The following is a 20,817-nucleotide window of genomic DNA, read 5'->3' on the forward strand; positions in this document are numbered from 1 at the left end:
CCTTACTTAACAGGAATGAACTGTTTCAGGTCCCAAATTCCGAGATGAAAATGGCTGTCCGTAACGTTGATATCGTCGATCGCGCGTGAGGTACCCGGCATCAGGTAGAAGTTTTTAACGCACGGCGTGGTCGGTGATTCCGGGTTGGGTTTCAGGCATATCCCGCTCGCATTCACGCGAAACGCGGTATTGCCTTTATTGGTTATTTTTCCGGCCACGTAGACGAAGTCGACGTTCTTCTTCCGGGGCTGGACCACCAGAATGGTGCTCACCACGGCGCGGGTCATCCCTTTGCCATTCTTTTGCGAGCCGTTATCAAGATCTTCGCTGACCCCTTCATCAATGAAGGTCACGCGGTAGTAGCGCTCCCGGTCATCGGCCTTGCCGTGATAGTAAAACTTGACGATATTGCTGGTCCCGGCAGGCATAACCATGCGCGTGGGCGTCAGCAGCAGTTCGTCCGTTTTCTCCGGGTTAATGACAATGCCTTCATCCATTGGGCTGCTGATACGCTGGGCGCTGATGGAAATAATGCGCACGCTGTCCGCTTCGTTTTTTAATTCCTTGGCGGTGGAGTCGGCATCGGCAGGAATAATGGTGGTGACTTTGCCCACATTAATCGCCAGCGCGGAGGAAGAGACAAAGAGTAAAAAGAAGAAGATGGGTTTGAGGCTAAACATGATATTTCCCTAAACAGGGGCTTACGCCCCTGTAACTGTCAGCTCTTAGCCCCAGGTTGCGCGGAACGCAACGGACACAGTACCTTCCCACAGGCTGTTGGTCAGGTCTTTGAACTCTTTCGCCGCACCGGTGCTGTCCTGTGCAGAATCGACGTAGAACACAAATTTGTCCTGGCCGGTCACTTCGGTATTCGCCGCCGCGCCTGCGCTGGTGGTCAGGTTCCACAGGCCAGAAGAGACGCCGGTGTTGTTTGAAGAGTCAACCAGGGTAGTCCATGCCGTTGATTTCGCACCCACTGTGCCACCGATTGAGCCCAGATCGGTCCCGCCAAAGCGCGCGCCCACTTTCAGCTTGGTTGATTCGCCGCCAACGCTGAACAGGGTGTTGTCAGAGTCGTCAACAATCGCTTCCAGTTTGAAGCTGGTCGCAGAAGAGTGGTCACCACGAATAGCCACATCAAACAGACCGGTGTCGGTGTTAAAGGCTTTCGTGCTTGCGCTATAAACGAAGTTCAGTGCACGCGTCGGCGTGACAACCAGATCGGAATCGCTGTCTTTCGTTGCAGAAGCCTGCCAGGTTGCAGAAGCGGTAGTTTCCGCTGCATTAACAGCGCTCAGGGCAGAAAGAGACAGCAGTGAGCCCAGAACGATAGCGTTCAGTTTGTTCATTTATTTAGTCCTTCAAAAAAGAATCCAGATGTTTAAAAAAGGAGAGCCCCTTTTTCGAGGCGGAGTATAGTCACCCCAAAAATAGCGAGGCAATACAGAAAATTTCATCCTGCTCGCGGGAAAGGATGAAAAAAAACAGAATGCTTTTGCATCTTGTTGTTACATAATGAATAAAATTGAGACTTTTTTGATTAATAGAAAAACATCTATTCTTACTGCTTTGCAGAATTTCAGGATGTCGGCACGGCCACGCACATCATTATAGGCAACACCAACCCTTTAATTAGCCAGGCACGACTCTTAACCCGGGTAACATAAAAGAAGTCGATATTATCCAGCAGCAGCTCATTGACTATTCCATCCGGTGCAGCATCATCATCAGATTTATGCAGTTTTTTTCCTTTAATATAATAAATATCACTACCAGCCACTTTCTCAACATTAAGGGCATAGTTGCGGTCAATCAAATAGCGCTTGTCTCCGCGGATGAATACGCCTTTATGGATCACCGTGATACTATCGCTGCTATTAAACAGAAGCAGCGTCGTTAACGACAACCCCGTTGACTCCCCCGTCGAATAGCTTTTGCTGGAAATCGTATCTGACTGGCAGCCAAATCCCTCCTCCTGGTTTTTTTCAGGATAAAGCAGAACAATGGCGATAACAGAAAGCAGCAGTATCACGCCCAGTAATATACTCAGGTGTCTCTTTGACATGTTCTTAACTCCCTGTCAGGCTTCTGTAAGAGGTGCAATTTTTATAGCCATCGCCGCTGTCCTGCTGATAACAGACAGCCAGGAAATCATTTTCCAGCTGTGACTTTTTAAAATTTGAATAATACGCATCAGCAGCCTGATGTTCGCAGTCTATTTGTTGACGGGTAATGGCCTCTTTGGCCCGGCTAAAGTAAGCCTGTTGCGGCTGATACATGTCCTTATCGATAAGATAAACCGTACAGCGATCGATTTTGCCCAGCAGATGGATATCGGACTCTTTAGGGCGCTCGGCCACACGCATGTTTTGATAGAAAAAAAGCGCAGCAATGCCGGCAATAACGACCAGCGCCATGACGCACAGCGTGGTAAAGCCGCTGTCGCGACGATGCAGGCGCGCAGGCGGGTCTCGCTGTTGAGTCACCACGTCAGGCGCCTCGGCCACGATTTTCTCCGGAGCAGAAACGGGTGGCCTTACCGTGTGATGTTCTATATGTGCGGCCAGGCTAAACCCTTTCCCACGAATTGTTTTAATCAGCAGAGGATCGCGGCCTAAACTGCGAAAGGCTTTCCTGATTTCACTTATGGCAACATTAAGACTGACCGAGGAGCCGGAAAAGCCGCGGTCTTCCCATACTTTCTTTATCAGGTCGTCCCTGTCGAGGGTTTTGCCATTATTAATGATCAGTTCATATAACAACCGTGCCGCCTGGTTGGATAACTTAATCGAAGATTCCTCTTCTCCATTAATCATGATCACACCGGAGTCCACTTCATAAAGCATTGCGAGATCAATAAGATACTTCATATGATTATTACACCACTGTTATTAACGACTGTATTTGTCCCGCAATAATAGGACTAAAGAGTGTGTGGTCAAGTCATCAAATATTATTTGAGCAAGCGGCATAGAAAACTTCATAAATTAACAATTATTAATTCATTAATCAGGAACGCCGAATGAAGGTGTTTAGGTTATGATCTTAAAAAAAACATTATAACAAGATTATAATCTTATAATATGTACATTACCGGAATAATGTTTTGTTATGTATCTTTTTGATGCAACATAATATCGTCAAGGCTCGTACTAAGGTCGCTATGCCCGCTAGCCGGTAACAGTGTGTTGCGCAGCCAGGAAACATTCTTTTTTATATAAAACAAAATATTATGGAGTTTATCATGTTCAAAACGATCATGACCGTATCTGTTCTTGCCGCAGCCATTGCTTCTACTCAGGCGATTGCCGCTGATAACTCAGCAGGTGGCGTAATTAACTTTACCGGTGCTATTACCGATACCACCTGTACGATTAATGGCGGAAAAAGCGCGGATATGACCGTCGCCCTCTCCCCAATTTCGGTTAAGGATGCCGGAACAACGGTTGGCCTGATTACGAAAAATAAAAAATCCATTGCGTTAACCTTCTCGGGCTGTACGCCTGCTGCGGGCACGACCGGCACGCCGCTGAAAGTGTACTTCTCCAGCGCCGATAATATTTCTACCGACGGTAAATACCTGCTGAATAACAGCGTCAATGAAAATGATGCAAGCGTGGCGCGTAACGTAGGTTTTGCATTAGTGGAGCCGGGTAAATCAACGCCTGTTACGCTTAATCAGGCTTACACCACCAACATTATGGGTACTGCAGCAGCGCCAGATTCTGAAACGCTGACGCTGGACGTTTATTACTATAAAACCAATGCCGCTGCCGCAACGGTCGGTGCATTGAGCTCTAACGTGACGTACACCATTTCCTACCTGTAATTTCAGTTAATCAGGCTTCGTTTCTGCGGAGCCTGTTTTTAAGGTTACCATTATGCGTAAGGTTATTTTGCTGGCATTCCTGCTGCTCGGCACGGGCTACTCATGGGCCAATATTGTTATTAACGGCACGCGTGTTCTTTATCCTGAGAATAACAAAGAGGTTATTGTTCAGTTAATCAATACGGGAGATGCCCCTGCGCTGGTGCAGTCATGGATCGATGACGGCGATATTCATTCGACGCCGGAAACGGCAAAAGTACCTTTTCTTTTATCCCCGCCGGTGGTGAAGGTCAACGAACATAATGGTCAGCAACTGCGCATTAAAAAGCTGCCTGCGAATTTGCCTGCCGATCGCGAGTCGGTCTTTTTCCTGAACGTGCTCGATATTCCACCAAAGCCGGAAAATGTGCAAAACCAGAATACCGTTCAGCTGGCGATTAAATCTCGCATCAAAATGTTTTACCGCCCGGCCGCGTTAACCGGCACGCTGGACGACGCAACGGGAAAACTGACGCTGGTTGCCAGCGGCAAACAGTTCCGCATTGTAAATGAGAGCCCTTTCCATATTACCGTTGCCAATATTTCTCAGGGTAAAAGCAAATTACTGCAGGAATCACCGATGGTATCGCCATTTGGTCAGCTCACCGTGGCGACCAAAAGCGCGGTGACGCGCGGCCAAACCTACCAGCTGATGTATGTAGACGATTTGGGTGCTTATAAAACCCGCACGCTTATCAGCCAGTGACCGGAAAGACTCGCCATGAAATTGAAACAAAACAGGCTCTGTATGCTGGCTGTCTGCTCGCTTCTGCTTTCGCATAAATCGGGTGCGGTATCGTTTGATACTTCCCTGCTTGCTGGCGCATCCGGTGAGTCCGATCTGTCACGTTTTTACGAAAACAACGCTATGCCTGCCGGCCCGCAGGAGATGGATATTTACGTCAACGGGGACTGGAAGGGACGCTATACGGTGACCTATGGCGAACAGCGTGATGACGTTCGCCTTGCGTGGAAAGATGCCCTGATGCTGGGGATCAACACCAAAGCGATTCCGGCGCCCGCCATTGCTCAGGGACAGGTGCAACTGCACGATCTCGTTCAGGGTGGCGAGGTGAAAACGGATACCGGCACCCTGAGCCTGGCGCTCACCGTGCCGCAGGCGGCCGTGCTGCACACGGAAGAGGGCTACGTTGCGCCTCAGTTCTGGGATGAAGGGATCCCGGCGCTCATGCTCTCCTGGAACACCACCTGGTACAACACGCGGACGAAAGGCTCAGCGAAAGAGACCAACGACGATTTTTACGCCGGGCTGGATTCCGGCGCCAACCTGCTGGGCTGGCAGTTTCGCGACAGCAGCACCTGGCGCAAATCCGCAAGCGGCGACAGCAGCTGGCAAAACAATACCCGCTACCTGCGTCGCCCGCTGGCGGCGCTGAAATCTAACCTGACGCTGGGCGACTTTTATATTCCGGGCGATCTGTTTGATTCCCTGCGCGTGCGCGGCGTCTCGCTGGCGTCAGATATCAAAATGCGTCCCAACTCGCAGCAAGGCTTTTCGCCGGTGGTGCACGGGGTGGCGCGCACCAACGCCCTGGTAAAAGTGATCCAGAACGGCAACGTCATCTATCAGGAAAACGTTCCGCCGGGCCAGTTTACCCTCGACAGCATTCAGCCGACCGGATCGGCCGGTGATCTGCTGGTGGTCGTGCGCGAAGCTGACGGTTCACAGCAATCCTTCACGGTGCCCTTCTCTGCCGTGCCCGGCATGCTCAAAGAGGGCGTGAGCGAGTACAGCATGATCGCGGGTAAAGTGCATCAGAACACCGTCGAGGCGGAACCGGCCTTCCTGCAGGCCACGCTGCGCTATGGCTTTAATAACCTGATAACCGGGTATACCGGTACGATCGTGAGCGACAATTATCAGGCCGGGCTTATCGGCACCGGCTGGAATTTGCCGTTCGGCGCGGTCTCCGTGGACGTCACCCATGCCAAGACGACGCTGCAGGACAGAACCGACAGCGGCCAAAGCTTTCGCGTGTCGTACAGTAAGTTTATCGATACGACGGCCACCAACTTCACGCTGGCGGCCTACCGCTATTCCACAAAAGGCTATTACAGCTTTAGCGACGCGCTCTACTCCCGCGAAGGGTATCAGCGCCTGAAAGCGCAGTATGACGACTATAAGGATCGCTTCGGGGTCGCCCCGGAGATGACGATGAGCACCTGGGATGCCCTGCGCGCCGCGCAGCCTAAAAATACCTTCACCCTTAACCTGAACCAGCGTCTGCTCAATAACTGGGGCACGGTGTTTATCTCCGGCACGCAGCGCGACTACTGGAACGCCACGCAAACCTCGCGCGAATATCAGGCAGGCTACTCCAACGCCATCGGCCGGGCCAGCTACACCGTCTCCGCCAGCCGGGTGCGCAACAGCGAGCGTGAAGAGGAGACGCGTTTTTACCTCTCCCTCAGCCTGCCGTTCTCAGCGTTTGATAACAACGCGTGGATCACCTCCAGCCTGACGGCCAGCGACTCGCATTATGAGCAGAGCAATATCAGCATAAGCGGCAACGCGCTGGAGTCGAACCGCCTGAGCTATACGCTCTCCGGCAGCAATGCCCGGGGCGGGAACAACACGGCCAGCGTGAATACCGCATACCGTTCGAACTTCGCCACGCTGGGGGGTTCATACAGCGAGTCCTCCGACTACCGCCAGACCGGACTGAACGGGCGCGGCAGCCTGGTCGCCGTGCCGTGGCATCTGCTTGCCTCGAACGAAACCGGCACCACCATGACGATTGTCGATGCCCCTAAGGCGGAAGGACTGATGGTCAACGGAGATGAAAGTATCGTGACCAACCGTGACGGCGTGGCGCTGGTCCCTTACGCCACGCCGTACCGTAAAAACGCCATTACCCTGTCCGAAACGGCGAACAGCCGTGGGGCAGAAGTGCGCGGCAACATCGCTAACGTCGCCCCGTACGATGGCGCGGTGAATTACATCCGCTTCGACACCGACCAGCGCCAGTCCTGGATGCTTCGCGCCACCCGTCCAGACGGGGCGCCGCTGCCGTTTGGTACCGAAGTGCTGAACGAGCGCGGTGAGTCGGTGGGGTATGTCGGCCAGGCCAGCGTGCTCTACATCCGCGCGGAAGAGCCGCCACGCGCGCTTAACGTCCACCTGCGTGACGGAAACTGCAATATCGCCGCACCGGCGTGGGGGCTGGAAAGCCCGCCTTCTGTTTGCCATAACTAACGGAACATCAACATGATACGGTTACTGACCTTTCTGTTTCTCGCCTGCGTCAGCGGGGCAAGCTATGCCACCTGCTCCGGGGGCAGCATTTCCTATGGCCCGCCAATCAGCGTCGACCTGTCGGATAAGCTCACGCCGGCCACGCCAACCTGGACCGGAAGCTTCACCACCCAGTACAGCGGGTCGTTCAACTGCTCAACCGGCAACAGCGAGTTTTCCTATACGCCGATCCTCTCGACCGACAGTAACTACGCCACCATTCTGGGCTTCAGCAACAATAAATATATGGTGCGGGCGGAGATCACCAGCACGCATCCCAACAAGACGCTGGCCGCCAGCGGTAACCATACGGCTTCTGAGCTGAATACCCCTTTCACCGTGCGCTTTACGCTGGTAAACCAGAGCGGCACCACGCTTGCGGGCGACACGGCGACCATGAGCGACGTGCTGTTCGTCAGCGATATGAGCGGCATGTCGCTGTGGGAGATCATTACCTGGCCGATAAACCAGCTGGTGAAAATTGTGCAGTGGCTGTTTAACGGCTTTAAGTGGCCATACGATAACCGCGACATGTTTGGTCAGCCGATGACCATCAAATATGCGCCGAAGCTGACGACCTGCTCGTTTGACAACGCGGGGCTGACGGTGACGCTGCCTACGCTGGGCATTCCCCAGCTTAGCGCCTCTTCTCAGCCAGGGCTGACCCCCTTCACGCTTAACATGAGCTGCCAGAACCTGAGCGCGAACGGCAGTTCTGACCGGGCCATCGAGATGTTCCTCTCCAGCAATCAACTGCTCTCCACCGACAGCTCGGTGCTAGTTGATACCAGCAGCAGCGCCGCGCAGGGCGTTGGCCTGCGGCTGATTCAGCGGAACAACCCGCAGCTGCCGGTTGTTTTCTCAACCTCCACCACCAGCCGTGGAAACGCCACGCTGCTGTTTAGCGTGGCGGCAGGCGGGGCACTGAACAAGACCTTCACCCTGCCGATGGCGGCGTCGTATTATGTCTGGGCGCCGGGGAAGGTCACCCAGGGCAAGCTGAATACCTCGGCCACGCTGAATATTATCTACCCGTAATACGCGGTCCGGGACATCATCGCTTAATTCCCGATTTTCCCCGCCATCTGCAGGTACCTGATCAGTTCACTGTGGTTGGCGAGGTTAAGCTTCTTCATCGCATTGTGCTTTTGGGTGGCGATGGTACTGGCAGAGCGGCTTCGCAGCTGGGCAATCTCCGTCACCGTGTAGCCTTCCACAATAAGATGAAGAACCTCCCATTCCCGGGCGGAAAGCACCGAGCGCGAGCGCGCGCCGGCGCGCATCATCCCCTTCAGAAAGGATGAGATCCGCGGCTTAACGTCCTCTGTCGTCAGCAGTGCCCGTAATTCCGTTTTCAGCTCCCTGGGCTCGTCCTGCAGAGAAAGCGTCAGCTCGTACTTCATCTCCAGCACTTTTTTTAATAGCCCGTACTGTAATTCCGGAACAAAAAGCACGCGCTTTACGTTATGCGTATGACACAGCATATTAAGCCTGTTACTGGTTTGCACTCCCCAGGCGTTATGATTAAACAGATAGCTGAACTCGGTTATCACCATATCGACCTGGCGATCGATAATCGCATCAAAGAGCTGTTCTGTTGATTCAACTATCGATATGCGCAGGGAATATTCAGGCAGTAATTTCCGCAGCGCATCGCTTATCATCTCCTGCAGAATATTGACCCGATAAAACACAATAACCCTGACGGTTAATTCAGAATAAATCATATTATTTCATTGTTAACGCGAATAAAGGAGAGAGATAGTAAATTAATAAAACCACGCTCACAACTTATTCCCTCCAGGATTTTAACGCCTGGGCCGATAAAAATCCGCAGCGGAGTAAAGCACCAGGCTGAGGTTAGGATTTCCGGGACAAAAAAAGGCATAACCCACGCAAAAAACGGCCTGCACAGCCATCCCGAACCAGACCAAATCTTAACTTACGCTATTTTTCAGCATAAAAACCTGTTTGCAATATTATAAGAAGATTAAACATATTGGTTCTGACATTAAAATATTTTTTGAATTTTATTTTCCTCTAATAAAAAACATCCTCTTTACTCGACATGTGCCTCTGGCATACCTTTTACACATCATCCCATCACAAATTAACGGGTGACCACTCCATTCGAATGACCGTTTTGCTTACAGGGACCTGGTGCTTTGCTAAAGGAGAATGACCATGAAAGAAAAAATATATGTGGCCGTTGTTGATAGTTGCGAGTTCACAATGATTGGCCTGCAATATCTTGGTAACCGCGAACCTGACGAGCATCGGGATGTTATTTTCCATGGGTTTAGCAATATTGAAGACTTTCTTCTCAGCGAACGGGCGTGGGATATCGTGATTTACGATCCGCTGAATACCGGAAGCTTTGTGATTACGCCAAATGAAGACATCCTGCGCATTAAAGAAATACAGCCTGACGCGAGGATCTATATCTACTCGTTATCCGCCGGCTTCCTGAAGTTTAAGCATGTGGATGGCGTCATCAATAAGCGCGTTTCGCTGGGGGACATCAAGGCGATGTGGCAAATCCTGATGAGCCAGACGCCAAAGGCGTTAAACCATTACAACGTAAGCATTACGACGCGACAACGCCCTGCAAGGCTCTCTAATGAGGAAGCCAGCGTGCTTCGGGGCTACTCATGTAACCTGAAAACCAAGCAAATTGCCCGCCAGCTGGGCTGCAACGTCAGGCTGGTCTATTTCTACAAAAACAACGCCATGAATAAGCTCAAGGCCGTCCGGGGCCCCTCGTTCTATCAGAGCATTCGCTGGATCTTGAATTAACTTCCCGACCGTGTGTCGTTTGCCTTTGTTCCCGTGTCCGCGGGAACCTTTTTTTCTCAGGGTCTCGTCATGTACACCGTTCTACCCTCTCCCATGCTGCATACCATTACGGGGCTGCGGTTTCAGCCTTTAGTGGATTTTCATTCCGGCCAGGCCGTGGCGCATGAGGTTCTTGTGGAGATCCACAACGTCAATCTGGAGGTGTTCTTCGCTTCGCTGCCCGCCCGCTGTGCGCTGCAAATCTTTTTCTGGCAGGCAAACACGCTGTTACGGAGGCCGGACAAAGGCCAGTACTGGATAAATTTTCCGGCCGATCGGCTGCTTGACCCCAAAGCCATCGATCTGTTGCTGGCCCTACGCCACCAGCAGCGCTTAACGATTGAGATCCAGGACCCGCTAACCCTGACCCGCATGAGTACCGCGGAGCAGCGCGGCATCCACAAAAACCTGCACCGGCTTAAGGCGGCGGGCTGGAAAATCTGGCTGGACGACCTGACGTACGAGCTGGCCGACGACTATGCGCGACTTGCCCTGCCGGTTGACGGCATCAAGCTTGACCGCTCAGAGCTCAACGCCGCTGACCGGTTTGACGCATTCGTTCACTTTGTCAGAGATAAAATAGCCAGAGCTGTCGTCGTTGAAGGGATTGAAACCGCGCAGGATCTGCAGCGAGCCCGCGCGTCGGGAGCCCGGTTTGGCCAGGGTTTTCTCTGGCCGGAAAGCCGGATAGACGCCAGCGTGACGGCATAAAGACCGGTGGCGTCAGGTTGACATTTTTACGGCTTTACCAGCCCGGTACCGCCCCGCCGTTAAAGATCGTTTCAGCCGCTTTTGCCACTTCAGGCGACTGATAGGACTGGATAAATTCCTTCACGTTCTCCGCGTCTTTGTTGTCTTCGCGCGTGACCACAATGTTCACGTACGGCGAGTTTTTGTCTTCAATAAAGACGCTGTCATGCACCGGCGACAGCCCGGTTTGCTGAATATAGGTGGTGCTGATAATGGCGACATCCACTTTTGGGTCATCCAGCACGCGCGGCAACTGCGCCCCTTCCAGCTCCATAATCTTCAGACTTTTAGGGTTTGCGGTAATATCCAGCGCCGTCGGCAGCAGACCGACGTCCGGCTTCAGAGTAATCAGCTTCTCTTTTTGCAGCAGCAGCAGCGCGCGCCCCAGGTTGGTCGGATCGTTTGGAATGGCGATAGTCGCCCCGTCCTTCAGGTCGGATACGGATTTGATTTTGCGGGAATAGCCGGCCATCGGGAAGACGAAGGTGTTCGCCACGGCCACCAGCTTATAGTTATGCGCCTTGTTATCTTCTGCGAGGAACGGGCGGTGCTGGAAGACGTTGGCATCCAGCTCCCCCTGGTTGGTGGCATCGTTGGGCAGCAGCGAACCGCTGAACCCCACCAGCTCCACGTCGAGGCCATATTTCTCTTTTGCCACTTTTTTAGCAACTTCCGCCACGTCCTGTTCAGCGCCATTGATGACGCCGACTTTAATGTGTTTGGCATCATTGCTGCTTTGGTCACAACCCGCGAGCAGCAGGCCAGTCAGGAGAAGCGCACCCAGTCGAAGTTTCACAAGACAGTTCCTTTTGTTAGACGTTTTGAAGACTATATCGACAACGCGACGCTGGAATAAAAACCGAAAAAGAATCAATAAGAAGGATAAGTTATATGCGGCCTATTGCCGGGTGGCGCTGGGCATCACGCCTGCCGGCGCAGCGGCGCCTCGCGTAAAAACCACGACAGCGCAAACGCCAGCACCATAATGCCCGCCGCCAGCAGGAACACCGCATGAATGGCCGAGCCGAACGCATCAAGGTAGTCCAGCCTCAGGGCGTCAGGCAGATGATGAATGGCGGTCGGGTTCAGCTCGTGCGGCAGCTCTGCCCCTTCAGGCAACCTGTCCATCAGCCCCGCCTGAAGAACATGGGTGAACACCGCGCCAAACAGCGCAACACCGATCGCCCCGCCGATGGAGCGGAACAGCGTGACACCAGAGGTCGCCACCCCGTATTGCTCGGCAGAGACGCTGTTCTGCACCGCCAGCACCAGCACCTGCATCACCAGTCCCAGCCCCATGCCCAGCACGCTGGTGAACAGATACAGCTGCCAGGTTGGGGAGGTGAGCGAAATGCGCGTCAGTAAAAACATCCCCACCACGCCGAGCAGGGTGCCGAGGATCGGGAACAGGCGGTATCTCCCGGTATGGCTAATAATGCGCCCGCTGATAATGGAGGTCAGCAGCAGCCCGCCCATCAGCGGTATGAGCTGCAAACCGGCCTGCGTTGGCGTGGCGTCTTTCACCACCTGCAAATACAGCGGCAGGAAGGTCACTGAGCCAAACAGCGACATGCCGATGATAAAGCCAATCAGGCTGCAGAGCAGGAAGCTACGGTCGCGGAACAACGACAGCGGGATAATCGGCTCCCACGCCAGCCGCTCCTCGTAGATAAACCCGGCAATGCCCGTCAGGCCAAAAGCCAGAATGCACCACAGCTGCGGGTCGCTCCATTGACGAACGGTCCCGCCTTCGGTGGTGAACAGGATGATGCAAAGCAGCGCCATGCTGAGGTAAATCGCCCCCAGATAGTCAATCTCATGCTTGTTGCGCCGCGCGCTGCCGTGGAATACCGCGCCGATGACCAGCAATGCAAACAGCCCCAGCGGCAGGTTGATGTAGAAAATCCAGCGCCAGGAGGCGTGCTGGACGATAAACCCGCCAATGAGCGGCCCGATGACCGTTGCCAGCCCAAACACGCCGCCAAACAGCCCCTGATAGCGCCCGCGATCGGCAGGCGGGATCACGTCCGCCACGGCGGCCATGCTGATGACCATCAGGCCGCCGCCGCCCAGGCCCTGAAGGGCGCGCATCAGCACCAGCTGGGTCATGTTTTGCGCCAGCCCGCACAGCGCGGAGCCCACAAGGAACAGCACAATGGCGATTTGCAGGACGATTTTACGCCCAAACAGATCGCCAAACTTTCCGTACAGCGGCACCACGATGGTGGAACTGAGGATGTAGGCCGTGACCACCCAGGAGAGTTTATCCAGGCCGCCCAGTTCGCCGACAATGGTCGGCAGCGCCGTGGAGACAATTGTTTGATCCAGCGCGGAGAGCAGCATCACCAGCAGCAGCGCGCTGAACAGCAGCTTGATCGACGGCGCTTTCTGCGCGGGTTGAGCCATTACGTCGGACTCCATAAGACATCACTTGAAATTAATTAATCGTATAATTAATATTTGTGGAAGTGATGAATAAGATCAAGAGATACTGTGGCCATGCCAGCACAAAAGGACAATTCTGAACCGCGCCGCCCGGGCCGCCCTCGCGGCGGTAAGCGCGCCACCGCCAGCCGCGAAGAGCTGCTGGACATCGCGCTGACCCTTTTTTCCCGCCAGGGGATCGCCAACACGTCGTTAAATGCAATAGCCAAAGAGGCAGGCGTGACCCCCGCAATGCTGCACTACTACTTCAACTCCCGGGAGCAGCTGCTGGATGCGATGATTGAGGAGCGTTTCCTGCCGTTACGCGAGAGGATCGGAACGATTTTCGCCGATAACCGGGATTCTCCGGTCAACGCCCTGACGGAAATGGTAAAGGTGCTGGCAGAGCTGGCGGAACAGTATCACTGGTTTGCGCCGCTGTGGATGCAGGAGGTGATTGGCGAAATGCCGGTCCTGCGCACCCATCTGCAAGCGCGGTTTGGTGATGAGAAGTATCAGGCGACGCTCGCCACCCTCAAAGGCTGGCAGCAGGAAGGGAAGCTGAATCAGGCGCTGGCACCCGAGCTGCTGTTTACGACCTTGCTGAGCCTGGTGCTGGTTCCGTTCTCACGCATGCGTAATGACGAGAGGCTGAAAGCCCTCTCGCCAGATGTTGTTGTGCGTCATGCGCTCGCGGTGATTGGCAGCGGGATCGGTGGCTAGAGCGCCTTCGCCAGATAGTGTCTCTGCATACCCGCATAGGGGTAATCCTGCAAAGACATCTGCAGCTGATATCCCTGTTTTTCGTAGAACGGACGCGCCTGGAAGCTGGCGGTATCCACCAGCGCGTGCTTGCAGCCTTTACGTCTGGCTTCATCTTCGGCCGCTTTGATGAGCTGGCTGCCCACGCCGGTGCCCCGCACGGTGTCGCTCACCCAGAGAAAATCAATATTCAGCCAGTCGCCTTTCCGCACGCCAATCAAGCCACCCAGCATGACGCCTTTTTCGTCTCGTACGTAGACACCCATATCGCCGCTAAAGGTCGCCAGATCTAAAAACCGCGCGTTATACGCTCTCAGCCCCGTTAATAACTCTTCTTTTTCTGCAGGTGTTACATTTTCTGTTATGTTCAGGTGCATATTTTTCTCCTTTATTTTCCACGCAATCTAAATATCTCACAGCTTAACCTTCATAAAAACTCCTTATTTCCTCCATTGTTTAAACGAGGAAATATTCATTCAATATGTAAATAAAAAAAGCCTTTCCAAAACGAACCCAAAACGTATAATGAGAACGATCATTCTCACTTTTAAACGGTAACCGACGATGAGCACAAAGCTGGAAGAACGACAAAAACTGCGCCAGGACGAGATCGTCACCGCCGCACGCCGCTGCTTTCGCGCAAGCGGATTTCATGCTGCCAGCATGTCGCAAATTGCCAGCGAGGCGAAGCTCAGCGTCGGGCAAATTTATCGTTATTTCAGCAACAAAGACGCGATTATTGAAGAGATGATCCGCCGCATCATCGACTCGCGCATCGAGGAGATGCAGGGTAAAACGCTGGTGGAGGGGATGCCGCAGGCCCTCGCCTGGCGGCAGACGCTTAACGAAGATGACGATGCGCTGATGCTCGAAATGTCCGCTGAGGCCACGCGTAACCCTCAGGTTGCCGCCATGCTGACAGAAGCCGAATCACGTATGTTCGCCAACGCCTGTGCGCATCTGAAAAAACAGTTTCCCCACCTGAGCGATGAGCATATTCGCTGCTGCGTGGAGATTACCGCCGTGATGATTGAAGGCACGATTTATCGTCGACTTACGCCATTAAAAGTACCCTCAGAACAATTAGAGCCCATTTATCAGGATATTTTAAATATGCTTTTCAGTGCGAAGTAATCGCATATGAATAATTAGCGGGAATAAGTTATTCCCCATTTTTACATTTCTGGCTCAGCCAGAGATGCGGTATCGCTGTGCCTTTAATTAGCCCTCCTCCCTGCTAAGCCATTAACAGGGCAGGCATCGTTCACCCTGGAAAAAGATTATGAAAACCATAACAACCTCCATCGCAGCATTATTCCTCCTGACAGGGTGCGATAATGCGCAAACATCTGCTCCCCAGCATCCCCTTCCGGAAGTGGGGATTGTCACGCTCATGAGCCAGCCGGTGTCCGTCGTCAGTGAACTGACTGGCCGCACGACCGCCACGATGAGCGCCGAAGTGCGTCCACAGGTGGGCGGCATTATCCAGAAGCGGCTCTTCACCGAAGGCGATACGGTGAAAGCCGGCCAGGCGCTGTATCAAATCGATCCCTCCAGCTACCGCGCCGCGTTTGATGAAGCCGCCGCGGCGCTAAAGCAGGCCCAGGCGCTGGTCGAGGCCGACTGCCAGAAGGCCCGGCGCTACGCGCAGCTGGTGAAAGATGACGGCGTGTCGCGTCAGGACGCGGAGGACGCCAAATCCACCTGTTCACAGGACAAGGCCAGCGTCGAGTCAAAGAAGGCCGCGCAGGAGAGCGCGCGCATTAACCTTAACTGGACCACCGTCACCGCGCCGATTGCCGGACGTATCGGCATCTCCTCCGTCACCCCCGGCGCGCTGGTGACCGCCCAGCAGGACACCGCGCTCGCCACCATTCGCGGGCTCGACCAAATGTACGTTGATTTAACCCGTTCCAGCGCCGATCTGCTGCGGTTACGTAAGCAAACTCTTGCCGCGAATAGCGATACGCTAAGCGTGTCCTTAATCCTCGAAGACGGCAGCACCTACGGTGAAAAAGGCCGCCTGGCGTTAACCGAAGTCGCGGTGGATGAATCAACCGGCTCCGTCACGCTGCGCGCCGTCTTCCCGAACCCGCAGCATCAGCTCCTGCCGGGGATGTTTGTCCGCGCCAGAGTGCATGAGGGCATCATGAACGACGCGATCCTGGCCCCTCAGCAGGGCATCACCCGCGACGCCAAAGGCACCGCTACCGCGCTGGTGGTGAATGCCAGCAACAAGGTCGAGCAGCGTCAGCTCGAAACGGGTGACACCTACGGCGACAAATGGCTGGTGCTGAGCGGACTGAAGTCGGGCGACAGGCTGATTGTGGAAGGTACTGACAAAGTCACCGCCGGCCAGCAGGTGAAGGCTGAAGAGATGAAAGCCAGCGGAGGAAACGCCTGATGTTTTCCCGTTTCTTCGTGCGTCGCCCGGTATTTGCCTGGGTAATCGCCATCCTGATCATGCTCGCCGGGATGCTGGCTATCCGCTCGCTGCCGGTCGCGCAGTACCCGGACGTCGCCCCACCGTCGATCAAGATCTCCGCCACCTACACCGGTGCCTCCGCGCAGACGCTGGAAAACAGCGTAACGCAGGTGATCGAGCAGCAGCTCACCGGGCTGGATAACCTGCTCTACTTCACCTCCACCAGCAGCTCGGACGGGTCGGTAAGCATCAACGTCACCTTCGAGCAGGGCACCGACCCGGACACTGCGCAGGTGCAGGTGCAGAACAAGGTTCAGCAGGCGGAATCTCGCCTGCCGACCGAGGTGCAGCAGTCCGGCATTACCGTCGAGAAATCGCAGAGCAACTTCCTGCTGATCATGGGCGTGTACGATAAAACCGACACCGCCAGCAGCTCGGATATCGCCGACTGGCTGGTGAGCAATATGCAGGACCCGCTGGCGCGCGTCGAGGGCGTCGGCAGCCTGCAGGTGTTCGGGGCGGAATACGCCATGCGCATCTGGCTCGACCCGGCGAAGCTGGCCTCCTACTCGCTGATGCCGTCCGACGTGCAGAGCGCGATTGAAGCGCAGAACGTGCAGGTTTCCGCCGGTAAAATCGGCGCGCTGCCCTCGTCGAACGCCCAGCAGCTGACCGCCACCGTGCGCGCCCAGTCGCGCCTGCAGACGGTGGATCAGTTTAAAAACATCATCGTGAAGAGCCAGTCCAGCGGCGCGGTCGTGCACATCAGCGACGTCGCCCGCGTGGAGATGGGCAGCGAGGATTACACCGCCACCGCGAAGCTCAACGGCCACCCTGCCGCAGGCATGGCGGTGATGCTCTCGCCGGGCGCTAACGCGCTCAACACCGCCACGGCGGTGAAGGATAAAATCGCCGAGTTCAAAAAGTCGATGCCGGAAGGCTACGACGTGGCTTACCCGAAAGACAGCACCGAGTTCATCAAGATCTCGGTTGAGGACGTGATTCAGACCCTGTTCGAAGCCATTATCCTCGTGGTGGTGGTGATGTATCTGTTCCTGCAAAACATTCGCGCCACGCTGATCCCGGCGCTGGCGGTGCCGGTGGTCCTGCTGGGCACCTTCGGCGTGCTGGCGCTGTTCGGCTATTCCATTAACACCCTGACGCTGTTTGCGATGGTGCTGGCCATCGGCCTGCTGGTGGATGACGCCATCGTGGTGGTGGAAAACGTCGAGCGTATTATGCGCGACGAGGGGCTGCCTGCCCGGGAAGCGACCGAAAAATCGATGGGCGAAATCTCCGGCGCGCTGATTGCCATTGCGCTGGTGCTCTCTGCGGTATTCCTGCCGATGGCCTTCTTCGGCGGCTCCACCGGTGTGATTTACCGTCAGTTCTCGGTCACCATCATTTCGGCGATGCTGCTCTCCGTGGTGGTGGCCTTGACCCTGACGCCGGCGCTCTGCGGCTCCATTCTGAGCCACACGGCTCCGCACAAGAAAGGTTTCTTCGGCGCCTTTAACCGCTTCTACAGCAGGACCGAGCACGGCTACCAGAACAAGGTGCTGCGGGCCCTGCGCCGCTCCGGCGGTATGCTGGTCATCTACGCCCTGCTCTGCGGCGCGATGGGGTTTGCCATGCTGAAGCTGCCGGGCAGCTTCCTGCCGACGGAAGACCAGGGCGAAATCATGGTGCAGTACACCCTGCCAGCCGGCGCGACGACGGTGCGTACCGCCGAAGTCAGCCGCCAGGTGCGCGAGTGGTTCCTCACCAAAGAGAAAGCCAACACCAACGTGATCTTCACCATTGAAGGCTTCAGCTTCAGCGGCAGCGGCCAGAACGCCGGGATGGCGTTTGTCTCCCTGAAAAACTGGTCCGAACGTAAGGGCGATGAAAATACCGCTCAGGCCATTGCCCTGCGCGCCACGCAGGAGCTGAGCACCATCCGCGATGCAACCATCTTCGCCATGACGCCGCCGGCGGTGGACGGCCTGGGCCAGAGCAACGGCTTTACCTTTGAGCTGATGGCCAGCGGCGGCACCGACCGCGACGCGCTGCTGAAACTGCGTAACCAGCTGATTGGTCAAGCCAATCAGGACAGCTCGCTGCACGCCGTGCGCGCCAACGATCTGCCGCAGATGCCGCAGCTTCAGGTCGATATCGACAACAACAAAGCCGTGTCGCTGGGGCTCACCCTGAGCGACGTCACCGACACCCTCTCCAGCGCCTGGGGCGGCACCTACGTGAACGACTTTATCGATCGCGGTCGCGTGAAGAAGGTCTATATCCAGGGCGACAGCGACGCTCGCGCCGTGCCGTCCGATCTCAACAAATGGTATGTACGCGGCAGCGACAGCACCATGACGCCGTTCTCTGCCTTCGCCACCACCCGCTGGGAGTATGGTCCGGAAAGCCTGGTGCGCTACAACGGCTCGGCGGCGTATGAAATTCAGGGCGAGAACGCCAGCGGCGCCAGCTCCGGCACGGCGATGAGCACAATGGAGCAGCTGGCGAATAACCTGCCGTCCGGCAGCACCTGGGCGTGGAGCGGTTTGTCGTTGCAGGAAAAACTGGCGAGCGGTCAGGCGATGAGCCTCTATGCCCTCTCGATCCTGGTGGTGTTCCTGTGTCTGGCGGCGCTGTATGAAAGCTGGTCGGTGCCGATTTCGGTCATTCTGGTGATCCCGCTTGGGGTGCTGGGCGCGGCGCTTGCCGCCTCCCTGCGCGGCCTGAGCAATGACGTCTATTTTCAGGTGGCGCTGCTGACCACCATCGGCCTGTCGTCGAAGAACGCCATTTTGATTGTTGAATTTGCCGAGGCAAAAGTCGCGGAAGGTTACTCCCTGACGCGTGCGGCAATGCGAGCCGCTCAGACGCGTCTTCGCCCCATCATCATGACCTCGCTGGCGTTTATCGCAGGCGTGACGCCGCTGGCAATTGCCACCGGGGCGGGGGCCAACAGCCGGGTGGCGATCGGAACCGGCATTATCGGTGGAACGCTCGCCGCCACGCTGCTGGCGATCTTCTTCGTTCCGTTATTCTTCGTACTGGTGAAACGTCTGTTCTCCGGTAAGCACGCAAACCGGAGGTCATAATGTTTCGTGTAACCGTATTAACGTTAGCGCTGCTGAGCGCGGGCTGCGTGTCGTTAGATCCCACTTATCAGCGCCCGGACGCGCCCGTCCCGGCGACGTTGCCGGGCGCCCATGGTGAAGCCACCGCCGTGGTGAGCCAGTGGCAGCAGGTGATGAACGACGCGCGCCTGAAAAGCGTGGTGACGATGGCGCTGAACAGCAACCGCGACGTGCAAAAAGCGATTGCGGATATCGACGCCGCCCGCGCCCAGTACGGCGAAACGCGCTCGTCCCTGTTCCCGACGGTGGACGCGGAGCTGAGCCACACCCGCAGCCGCACGCTGGCAAGCGGCGTCGCGACAAGCGATGAGGCCAACGGCGCGGTCTCCAGCTTCGAGCTGGATCTGTTTGGCCGTAACCAGAGCCTGTCGCGCGCGGCGCGTGAAACGTGGCTTGCCAGCGAGTTCACCGCGCAAAACACGCGCCTGACGATGGTCAGCGAGCTGACCACGGCGTGGGTGACCCTGGCGGCAGATAACAGCAACCTGGCGCTGGCGAAATCGACGATGGAGAGCGCGGCGAACTCGCTCAAGATTGTGAAGCGCCAGCGTGAGGTCGGCGTGGCGGCGGCAACGGACGTCAGCTCTGCGATGGCGGTTTACCAGCAGGCGCGCGCCAGCGTGGCGAGCTACCAGACGCAGGTGATGCAGGACAAAAATGCCCTCAATCTGCTGGCGGGCGACACGGTGCCGGAGAACCTGCTACCCGGCACGCTGGAGAGCCTGAGCGATAACGCCATCACGCTGATCCCGGCGGGCGTCAGCTCCAGCGCGCTGCTGCGTCGCCCGGATATTCAGGAGGCCGAGCATAACCTGCTGAGCGCCAACGCGAACATCGGTGCCGCGCGCGCCAACTTCTTCCCGACCATCTCGCTTACCGCCAGCGCGGGCGTCGGCAGCGATTCGCTGTCGTCCCTGTTCAGCCACGGAATGAAGGTCTGGTCATTCGCGCCGTCCATCAACCTGCCGCTGTTCAGCGGCGGCAACAATCTGGCGCAGCTGCGCTATGCGGAAGCCGAGAAAAAAGGGTTAATTGCGACCTACGAAAAAGCCATCCAGAGCGCGTTTAAAGACGTGGCCGATGCGCTGGCGCGCCGCGACACGCTCAGCGAGCAGCTGGATGCCCAGCGAGAATACGTGGCGGCCGAGCAAAAAACGCTGGACGTGGCGACCCGCAGCTATCAGGCGGGCGCGGGGGATTATCTGACGGTACTGACCGCGCAGCGGTCGCTGTGGTCGGCGCAGTCGTCGCTAATCGCGTTACAACAGACCGACCTGGAAAACCGCATCACCCTGTGGCAGTCGCTCGGGGGCGGTATTCAGTAACGCTTGCGGGTCAATCCTGAAGCGCGGTGAAGAGAAAATTCATA

Annotated in this window: 19 protein-coding genes; 11 read left to right on the forward strand and 8 right to left on the reverse strand. The window is 55.9% G+C overall.

Annotated features, from left to right (window positions below; genetic code table 11):
- Positions 1-2: 2 nt before the first annotated feature.
- The 4 genes from M2433_RS16075 to M2433_RS16090 all read right to left on the reverse strand — a co-directional run bounded on the left by M2433_RS16075 (position 3) and on the right by M2433_RS16090 (position 2,870).
- Positions 3-680 carry a pilus assembly protein gene (locus M2433_RS16075; protein WP_429055282.1) on the reverse strand — a complete coding sequence of 226 codons (678 nt, stop codon included), beginning with the start codon at positions 678-680 and terminating at the stop codon, positions 3-5.
- 45 nt (positions 681-725) lie between these two features.
- Positions 726-1,349: a common pilus major fimbrillin subunit EcpA gene (locus M2433_RS16080; protein WP_429055279.1), complete on the reverse strand. Its 624-nt coding sequence runs from the start codon at positions 1,347-1,349 to the stop codon at positions 726-728.
- A 230-nt stretch (positions 1,350-1,579) separates the two neighbouring features.
- Entirely contained in the window at positions 1,580-2,065 is a 486-nt protein-coding gene (locus tag M2433_RS16085) for a hypothetical protein (protein WP_429055276.1), read from the reverse strand.
- Between the two features lie 4 nt (positions 2,066-2,069).
- Positions 2,070-2,870, reverse strand: coding sequence for a winged helix-turn-helix domain-containing protein (locus M2433_RS16090; protein ID WP_429055274.1), 801 nt, complete (start codon positions 2,868-2,870; stop codon positions 2,070-2,072).
- Between the two features lie 374 nt (positions 2,871-3,244).
- On the opposite strand from M2433_RS16090, the gene M2433_RS16095 reads away from it, so the two are divergent.
- From M2433_RS16095 to M2433_RS16110, 4 genes are read left to right on the forward strand one after another with little or no spacing between them, the layout of a single operon-like run.
- Positions 3,245-3,829: a fimbrial protein gene (locus M2433_RS16095; protein WP_429055272.1), complete on the forward strand. Its 585-nt coding sequence runs from the start codon at positions 3,245-3,247 to the stop codon at positions 3,827-3,829.
- Between the two features lie 52 nt (positions 3,830-3,881).
- The gene (locus M2433_RS16100; RefSeq protein ID WP_429055269.1) at positions 3,882-4,574 is read left to right on the forward strand and encodes a fimbrial biogenesis chaperone; all 693 of its coding nucleotides are present in this window, start codon (positions 3,882-3,884) and stop codon (positions 4,572-4,574) included.
- A 15-nt stretch (positions 4,575-4,589) separates the two neighbouring features.
- Positions 4,590-7,085, forward strand: coding sequence for a fimbria/pilus outer membrane usher protein (locus M2433_RS16105; RefSeq protein WP_063430913.1), 2,496 nt, complete (start codon positions 4,590-4,592; stop codon positions 7,083-7,085).
- A gap of 12 nt (positions 7,086-7,097) precedes the next feature.
- Entirely contained in the window at positions 7,098-8,162 is a 1,065-nt protein-coding gene (locus M2433_RS16110; RefSeq protein WP_429055266.1) for a fimbrial protein, read from the forward strand.
- Positions 8,163-8,185: 23 nt separating this feature from the next.
- Here M2433_RS16110 and M2433_RS16115 read toward each other — a convergent pair whose 3' ends face one another.
- Positions 8,186-8,851, reverse strand: a complete 666-nt coding sequence (locus M2433_RS16115) for a LuxR C-terminal-related transcriptional regulator (RefSeq protein WP_429055263.1) — start codon at positions 8,849-8,851, stop codon at positions 8,186-8,188.
- Positions 8,852-9,308: 457 nt separating this feature from the next.
- Between M2433_RS16115 and M2433_RS16120 the strand changes: the two genes are divergently transcribed.
- Positions 9,309-9,920: a helix-turn-helix transcriptional regulator gene (locus tag M2433_RS16120; RefSeq protein WP_429055261.1), complete on the forward strand. Its 612-nt coding sequence runs from the start codon at positions 9,309-9,311 to the stop codon at positions 9,918-9,920.
- Between the two features lie 69 nt (positions 9,921-9,989).
- Positions 9,990-10,670: an EAL domain-containing protein gene (locus M2433_RS16125; RefSeq protein ID WP_429055258.1), complete on the forward strand. Its 681-nt coding sequence runs from the start codon at positions 9,990-9,992 to the stop codon at positions 10,668-10,670.
- A 34-nt stretch (positions 10,671-10,704) separates the two neighbouring features.
- On the opposite strand, the gene nlpA is transcribed toward M2433_RS16125, so the two are convergent.
- Both nlpA and M2433_RS16135 read right to left on the reverse strand, forming a co-directional pair.
- Entirely contained in the window at positions 10,705-11,505 is an 801-nt protein-coding gene (gene nlpA, locus M2433_RS16130) for a lipoprotein NlpA (protein WP_429055255.1), read from the reverse strand.
- Positions 11,506-11,630: 125 nt separating this feature from the next.
- Positions 11,631-13,115: an MDR family MFS transporter gene (locus M2433_RS16135; protein ID WP_429055252.1), complete on the reverse strand. Its 1,485-nt coding sequence runs from the start codon at positions 13,113-13,115 to the stop codon at positions 11,631-11,633.
- Between the two features lie 93 nt (positions 13,116-13,208).
- On the opposite strand from M2433_RS16135, the gene M2433_RS16140 reads away from it, so the two are divergent.
- Complete coding sequence (locus M2433_RS16140; protein ID WP_429055250.1) at positions 13,209-13,856, forward strand: TetR/AcrR family transcriptional regulator; 648 nt, start codon at positions 13,209-13,211, stop codon at positions 13,854-13,856.
- Here the strand turns inward: M2433_RS16140 and M2433_RS16145 are convergent.
- Positions 13,853-14,272 carry a GNAT family N-acetyltransferase gene (locus M2433_RS16145; protein WP_059310279.1) on the reverse strand — a complete coding sequence of 140 codons (420 nt, stop codon included), beginning with the start codon at positions 14,270-14,272 and terminating at the stop codon, positions 13,853-13,855. The genes M2433_RS16140 and M2433_RS16145 overlap by 4 nt on opposite strands.
- 187 nt (positions 14,273-14,459) lie before the next feature.
- Here M2433_RS16145 and M2433_RS16150 point away from each other — a divergent pair, with 187 nt between their 5' ends.
- The 4 genes from M2433_RS16150 (at position 14,460) to M2433_RS16165 (ending at position 20,773) form a co-directional block, all read left to right on the forward strand.
- Positions 14,460-15,029, forward strand: coding sequence for a TetR/AcrR family transcriptional regulator (locus M2433_RS16150; protein WP_429055247.1), 570 nt, complete (start codon positions 14,460-14,462; stop codon positions 15,027-15,029).
- A 148-nt stretch (positions 15,030-15,177) separates the two neighbouring features.
- Complete coding sequence (locus M2433_RS16155; protein ID WP_429055245.1) at positions 15,178-16,299, forward strand: efflux RND transporter periplasmic adaptor subunit; 1,122 nt, start codon at positions 15,178-15,180, stop codon at positions 16,297-16,299.
- Complete coding sequence (locus M2433_RS16160) at positions 16,299-19,409, forward strand: efflux RND transporter permease subunit (protein WP_429055243.1); 3,111 nt, start codon at positions 16,299-16,301, stop codon at positions 19,407-19,409. The genes M2433_RS16155 and M2433_RS16160 overlap by 1 nt, the downstream gene beginning before the upstream one ends.
- Entirely contained in the window at positions 19,409-20,773 is a 1,365-nt protein-coding gene (locus tag M2433_RS16165; protein ID WP_429055241.1) for an efflux transporter outer membrane subunit, read from the forward strand. The genes M2433_RS16160 and M2433_RS16165 overlap by 1 nt, the downstream gene beginning before the upstream one ends.
- The last annotated feature ends 44 nt before the right edge of the window (positions 20,774-20,817 follow it).

Source organism: Enterobacter sp. AC1 (assembly GCF_050434705.1).
GTDB classification, from domain to species: domain Bacteria; phylum Pseudomonadota; class Gammaproteobacteria; order Enterobacterales; family Enterobacteriaceae; genus Enterobacter; species Enterobacter cloacae_L.